The 6,443-nt window shown below is 71.5% G+C and carries 6 protein-coding genes; 4 read left to right on the top strand and 2 right to left on the bottom strand.

The genetic code is table 11. The annotated features are described in order from the left end of the window. The first annotated feature begins 215 nt into the window (after positions 1–215). Together ACWELJ_RS06365 and ACWELJ_RS06360 are read left to right on the top strand one after the other, a co-directional pair. The gene (locus ACWELJ_RS06365) at positions 216–983 is read left to right on the top strand and encodes an ABC transporter ATP-binding protein (protein ID WP_452365130.1); all 768 of its coding nucleotides are present in this window, start codon (positions 216–218) and stop codon (positions 981–983) included. Continuing rightward, a complete protein-coding gene (locus tag ACWELJ_RS06360) occupies positions 968–2,536 on the top strand; it encodes a hypothetical protein (RefSeq protein ID WP_452365129.1) in 1,569 nt (522 codons plus the stop codon). Before ACWELJ_RS06365 ends, ACWELJ_RS06360 begins: the two co-directional genes overlap by 16 nt. A gap of 142 nt (positions 2,537–2,678) precedes the next feature. On the opposite strand, the gene ACWELJ_RS06355 is transcribed toward ACWELJ_RS06360, so the two are convergent. Beyond that, a complete protein-coding gene (locus tag ACWELJ_RS06355; protein ID WP_452365128.1) occupies positions 2,679–3,827 on the bottom strand; it encodes a GDSL-type esterase/lipase family protein in 1,149 nt (382 codons plus the stop codon). 110 nt (positions 3,828–3,937) lie between these two features. Between ACWELJ_RS06355 and ACWELJ_RS06350 the strand changes: the two genes are divergently transcribed. Together ACWELJ_RS06350 and ACWELJ_RS06345 are read left to right on the top strand one after the other, a co-directional pair. Next, positions 3,938–4,411, top strand: a complete 474-nt coding sequence (locus tag ACWELJ_RS06350) for a MarR family winged helix-turn-helix transcriptional regulator (RefSeq protein ID WP_452365127.1) — start codon at positions 3,938–3,940, stop codon at positions 4,409–4,411. 93 nt (positions 4,412–4,504) lie between these two features. Beyond that, entirely contained in the window at positions 4,505–5,347 is an 843-nt protein-coding gene (locus tag ACWELJ_RS06345; protein ID WP_452365126.1) for a patatin-like phospholipase family protein, read from the top strand. Between the two features lie 20 nt (positions 5,348–5,367). Here ACWELJ_RS06345 and ACWELJ_RS06340 read toward each other — a convergent pair. Beyond that, positions 5,368–6,443 (bottom strand): allophanate hydrolase-related protein (locus tag ACWELJ_RS06340; RefSeq protein ID WP_452365125.1); only part of this gene is annotated, 1,076 nt, incomplete at its 5' end.

The raw sequence follows: 6,443 nt of genomic DNA, 5'->3' as shown, positions 1-6,443 counted from the left end.
CCGTCGTTACGCCGAACTCGCCTGTGCCGGACCACCGTTCGTCACAGGCGAGTTCGTATCCGCGGCTGGGCGGCGCAGATCCGGCGATTCCGGGACCGCCGCGCTGGTTCGCGGGCTCGTTGCGCACTGAGAGCCTCTCGCGATAACTCGTTGAACAGCGGGTTCGGACGTATCGTGAGCACAGCGCCGTGGGGGCGCGCGCGAAGGAGGGGCTTGTGACGAGCAATGGGCGGTCGGCGCTCGAGCTGAGCGGGCTGTACAGGAGATTCGGTGGGCCCTGGGTGGTCGAGGGGGTGAGCCTGGCGGTGCCGCCGGGGTCGTTCTTCGGGCTGGTGGGACCCAATGGCGCGGGGAAGACGACCACGCTGTCGATGGCGGTGGGGTTGTTGCGGCCGGATCAGGGGATGGCGCGGATCTTCGGGCACGACGTGTGGGCCGACCCGGTCGCCGCGAAGGCGGTGGTCGGGGTGCTGCCGGACGGGATGGCGCTGCCGGAGCGGCTGACCGGGCGCGAGCTGCTGAATTTCACCGGGCTGCTGCGCGGGATGGACAAGGCGACCGTGGTCGGGCGGGCGGACGAGCTGCTGCACGTGCTCGAGCTCGACGGCGCGGAAAACACTGTGGTCGTTGACTATTCGGCCGGTATGCGGAAGAAGATCGGGCTGGCCACGGCGCTGTTGCACGCGCCCAGACTGCTGGTGCTGGACGAGCCGTTCGAAGCGGTGGATCCGGTGTCGGCGGGAACCATCCGGACGATCCTGCAGCGGTTCGTGGCCGCCGGGGGATCGGTGGTGTTGTCCAGTCATGTGATGGCCCTGGTGGAATCGATCTGCGATCGGGTGGCGGTGATCAATCGGGGCCGCGTGGTCGCGGGCGGCACCCTCGCCGAGGTCCGCGGTGCCGGGACGCTGGAGGAGGCGTTCGTGCGGCTCGTCGGGGGGCGGGTCGGCGGTGAGGAGGGGCTGTCGTGGTTGGCGTCCTGATCCGGATGCGGCTGCGCGTCATCAGGCGCGGCCTGCGCGAGAGCCGGTCGGCGCTGAACTTCGTGCTGGGCAGCGTCTTCGGGCTGGCGGTGGCCCTGTTCACGGCGCTGATCATCGCCAAGGCGCATGAGAGCGTGCACGGCGGCGTGACGATCGCCGCGGCGCTGTTCGGGGCCTGGACCCTGGGCTGGATCTGCGGGCCGGTGGTCACCGGAACCAGTGACGAGACCCTGCAACCCGAGCAATTCCGGTTGCTGCCGTTGACGACTCGGCAACTGGCCTACGGACTCGGGGCCGCCGCGTTCGTGGGACCCGCGCCCATCGTCAACCTCATCGCCTTCGGCGGCCTGGTGCTGCTGGGGGCCCAGATCGGCTGGGCCGCGGCCGGAATCGCGGCGCTCGGCGCGGTCCTGCAACTCGTGTTCGTGGTGCTGCTGGCCCGCGTGGTGGTGGCCTGGATCGGCGCGGCCATGCGCTCCCGGCGCGGTAAGGACCTGGGCGTGCTGTTCGCGGCGCTCATCGGACTCGCGTACTACCCGCTCAACCTGCTCATCAGCACGGTCGGGCCGAAACTCGACGGCGACCGCGGCGGCCTGTCCATTCTGCTGCGGTCGGTGCCGTCGGGCTGGGCCCCGTACGCCGTCGAGGCCGCCTCCCGCGGCGACTACCTGCTCGCGCTGGTGGCCCTGCTCGGTCTGGCCCTGCTGTCGCTGGTGCTGTGGCAGTCGTGGGCGGTACTGCTGGAACGCCGACTCACCACCCCGCCCGCCCCCGAAGCCCAGATGGTCGACACCGGCGGCGGCGTGCTCGACCGCTTCCTGCCCACCACCCCGGTCGGCGCGGTGGTCGCCAAGGAGCTGCGCACCTGGTGGCGCGACGGCCGCCGTCGCGCGGCCCTGATCCCGCTGCTGATCATCGGGTTCGTACTGCCGATCTTCCTGTCCGTCCGCAACGGCGGTAGCGGGACCGTCGCGTTCTCGGGCGCTTTCGTGGTCTGGCTGGCCACCATGTCCAGCACCAACCTGTACGGATTCGACGGCACCGCGGTCTGGCAAACACTGGTGACCCCGGGCGCGGCCCGCGCGGATGTGCGCGGCCGGGCCTACGCCTGGGCCCTGCTGGTCGGACCGGTCTCGGTGATCTCCACCCTGGTCCTGCCCGGCGCGCTCGGGCTGGCCCACCTGTATCCGTGGGCGCTGTCGACGCTTCCGGTGCTGTTCGGCGTGGGTGTGGGGGCCGTCGTGTATCTGTCCACCCACGCCGCCTTCGCGCTGCCGCCGCAGCGCGGAAATCCGTTCGCGGGCACCGGGAACCCCGGTTGTATGAAGATGCTCATGCAGTTGGCGGTCGGCCTGGTGCAGGTGCTGGCCGCGGCGCCCGCCCTGGCCATCCTGGGAATCGGTGCCTACCTGCACAATTCGCTCGTGCAATGGGCCGCCCTGCCGGTCGGTGTGCTGCTCGGCGTACTCGTCGCGCTGCTCGGAATCCGTTCGGCGACCACCCGATTGGAGGAGCGCGGCCCCGAACTGCTGGCCGAGGTGAAACCGCGCTGACCGCCGCTACTCACCCCGCCGCCGATCATCGGCCCGGAATCGATGGCCATTGTCCAGGGCAATGACGTGGAACCGAACCCCGCCTGTTCGCCCTGGTCAACGCCCTCACCGCGGATCTGTGGGCCGCCGGGCTGCGGCAGGATCAGGCCGCCGGACCGCGCGTGCCCTGAAAAGCGGGCGGCAGCACGGTGAGATCCACCGTCTCCGCCATCGCCCGGGCGCCGGCGTCATTGAGATGCATCCCGTCGCCGCTGTCGAGATCGGGGCGGATGAAGTCCGGCCGGGCCGGATCCGCCACGGCCGCCGCCACATCGAAGACGGCGTCGAACACGTCGGTCCCGCGCAGCCACTCGTTGACCGCGTTCCGGACCGGAATGCCGTCCGCGACCGACAGCCCGGGGTAGATCGCCCCGCCGAACGGGCCGATGGTGTTGGCGTACACCGCAAGCCCGGCGGCGTGGGCCCGCTCGGCCAGCGCGGTGAACCCGGCGATGAGCGCCTCGGCGGTGGCGGTCCCGGCCAGGATCAGGTCATTGATGCCGAAGTTGGCCCACAGGGCCGCGACCCCGGGTACCGACAGCACGTCCCGCTCGAACCGGGCCAGGCCGTGTTCGCCGATCTCGTCGGTCAGCAGCCGGTTGCCGCTGATGCCCTGGTTCACCGCCCACCCGGCGGCCAGCCGCTCGTCGATCACGTCCACCGAGCGCCGGTTGGCGGCGTGGGTGGAGCCGACGCCCTCGAACCAGGAGTCGCCGAAAGCCACCAGCACCGGCGCGTCGGCATCGACGGCGACGTCGATGCCGGTGAGGAGGAACCGCAGCGCGATCTCCTCGGCATCGGACGGTGCGATGTCGCCCGTCCGATCGCCGGCGCTGATCCAGCTCGAATCCATCGGGAGCTGGGCGAACGCGGGCCGCGTCGGTTCCGGCAGGTAGACGCTCACCGCCAGTTCGGCGCCCGCCTCCAGCGCCAGCTCGACCGGATCGCTGACCAGATCGGCCCCGGCCGGGATCCGCGTCGACGCGGACCCCGCGAACCGCACCTCGGTGTCGGTCTCCGCCACGATCTCGCCGCCCGCCTTGCGCAGCGCGACCCGGGCGGCCCCGATCACCAGGTCCTCGGTGCCGTACCGGTTGGTCAGCCGCACCCGCAGGCCCGAACCGCCGCCGGCCACCCGCACCACCTGACGGACCGTCTCGTCGGCGAAGTCCCGCGGCTCGGCCAGCTTGATCACCTCGGCCGGATTCACCAGTGGCGCACGGAATCCCGCTGCCCAGTGCTGTGTCGTCATGAGAACCTCCATTTAGTTGCGGTGCGGAATATTGCGCTGACAACAAGATAGCGCATTTGTTCCGCGTGTCAACTATCCCCGGCGAAATCATCTGGTTTACGCTGGTCGTCGTGGATCCCAAGCATCTCTTCGACGACCCCCGGCTGACCGCTGTCGGCCTGCTCTACGAGGCCCGCAACGGGCTCGTCGCCCGGCTCGAGGAGACCTGGAAGAGCAATGGACTCTCCGGTCTCGACCTCAATGCCCTGATGCGCCTGAGCCGCTCACCCGGCCGCCGGCTGCGCATGACCGACCTGGCCACCCAGACCGACCTGTCCACCAGTGGCGTCACCCGCCTGGTGGACCGCCTGGAACGCAACGGCTTCGTGCGCCGCGAACCCGACCCGGCGGACCGCCGCAGCTCCTACGCCGTCCTCACCGCCGCGGGGGCCACCCGCGTCGCCCGCGTGCTGCCCGCCTATCTGGACGGCATCGACCGCTGGTTCACCAGCCTGCTCACCCCCGCCCAGCTCGACGACCTCACCGCGAGCCTGCGCGTGATCCGCGACGCCACCAATGCCGGGGCCACCCAGATCTCGGACTGAGCCGACATCTGCGCACAGCCGTCACGGCGGGCGCGCAGCCGGTAACTTGCGAACCGCAGGGTGTGCTTCTCGAGCGGTGAGAGAGTGGGACGAATGACGACCGAACGTGCGCTGGTCATCGGCGGCGGTGGGGTGGCGGGGATTTCCTGGGCGACGGGCATCGTCGCCGGGCTCGCCGCTGCGGGGGTGGATGTGACCGGGGCGGACCTGTTGCTCGGGACGTCGGCGGGGTCGAATGTGACCGCGCAGATCGGCAGCGGGACCGAACTCGCGGAACTGGTGCGGCGGCAGGTGGATCCGGCCGTCCAGAGCCGCGAGATCGTGCCGTCCATGGAGAAGTTCGCCGGGCTCTGGGAGACCATGACGGCGATCATCGAAGAGACGCAGGGGGATTCGCCCGAACGGCGGCAGCGGATCGGGGCGCTCGCGCTGACCGCGGAGACCGTCGCCGAGGCCGACCGCCGGGCCGTGATCGAGACCCGGCTGCCGGTGCACGAGTGGCCCGAGCGCGACCTGCGCATTGTCGCGGTCAACGCGGAGACCGGCGAACCGCGGGTCTTCGACAGGGATTCCGGGGTCACGCTGGTCGACGCGGTGACGGCCAGTTCGGCGGTGCCCATGGTGTGGCCGTGCGCCACCATCGACGGGGTGCGCTACACCGACGGCGGTGTCCGCACCTCGGTCAACGCCGACCTCGCCACCGGCTACGCGCGGGTGCTGGTGATCGCGCCCATGCCCGACGAGGAGCTCGAGGCCCAGGTCGCCGGTCTGGTCGCGGCCGGGGCGCGGGTCGAGGTGATCGCGCCCGACGAGGCGGCCACCACCGCCTTCGGTCTCAACCCCCTCGACACCGTCACCCGCGCTCCCTCACTGGAAGCCGGTCGCGCCCAGGGGAAGTCGGAGGCCGAGCGGATCGCCGCGCTCTGGAAGGACTGACGCGCCCCGGCCGGACCCCGTCAGCCGACGGCTCCGGCCGCCAGCGCGGCCTTCCAGCCCCCGTATTCGCTGATGTCCTTGGCGGATTCGGCGGCCGCCCCCGCGCAGCCGAAGCCGGTGTGCCAGGTGTTGTCGGCGAGCTCGACGGCGCCGAGCTGCATGGGGGCGGGCAGGTCGGCGAGGAAGCGGCCGAGGGCGGCGGGGGAGAGCAGCCAGCGCTCCCCGGCGACCGCGACGCCGGATTCGGTTGCGGCGACCCGGGTCACGGCCGGTTTGGGCGGGACCGTGTCGAGTGCGCCCAGGCGGTAGTCCGGGGTGGTCTCGACCGGGCCGCCCCAGCGGGCGCCGAGCTCGATCAGCTGGTGTTCGAGGGGCTGACCGCGCAGATGCGCACCGAAGACGACCAGGTCCCGCACGGGCGCGACGGCCGTCGGCCAGCACTGGTCGCGGTCCAGTGGCGTGCCGGTGATCAGGGCGGCGATATCGATCGCGACGGCGTCCTCGAACGCCCGGGCCAGCACCGTCACCCCGAAGTGCGGCTCCTCGGAGGGGACGGCCACCGCGCACAGGTCGAAGAGGTTGCAGAAGTTCGTGTATGTGCCCAGCCGGGAATTGACGCCGATCGGGTCGGCGGCGACCTCGGCGACGGTCGGGTGGTTCGGCACGGTCGGGGTGAGCAGCGCGTCCGTGCCCGCGAGACTCGCCATGGCGGTCGCGCGCAGGCGTTCCAGCGCGGCCAGGTCGGTGACCAGCCGGTGTGCGGGCAGGTCGCGGGCGGCGCGAATGATGGAACCGACCGTGGGATCGACGGATTCGGGGTGCGCGTCGGCGAACTCGCCGACCGCGGCATAGCGTTCCGCGACCAGCGCGCCCTCGTACAGGAGCTTCGCGGCGGCCAGGAACGGGGTCGGATCGATCTCGACAATGCGTGCGCCGGCGTCCCGCAGCCGTGCGACGGTTCGCTCGAAAGGCTGCCGCCACCGCGGATCCAGGTCCGGCAGGCTGCTGAAGACGGCCACCACCGGCCGCGGCGGCGCGGCCAGGCGGGTGTCCGCGGGCCACGCGCCGACGGCGGGCTCTCGGGCGCCAAGCCGGT

It is taken from the genome of Nocardia sp. NPDC004582 (genome assembly GCF_053602115.1).
Note: the sequence above shows the minus strand (reverse complement) of the source record. Positions and strands in the feature narration are given on the sequence as shown.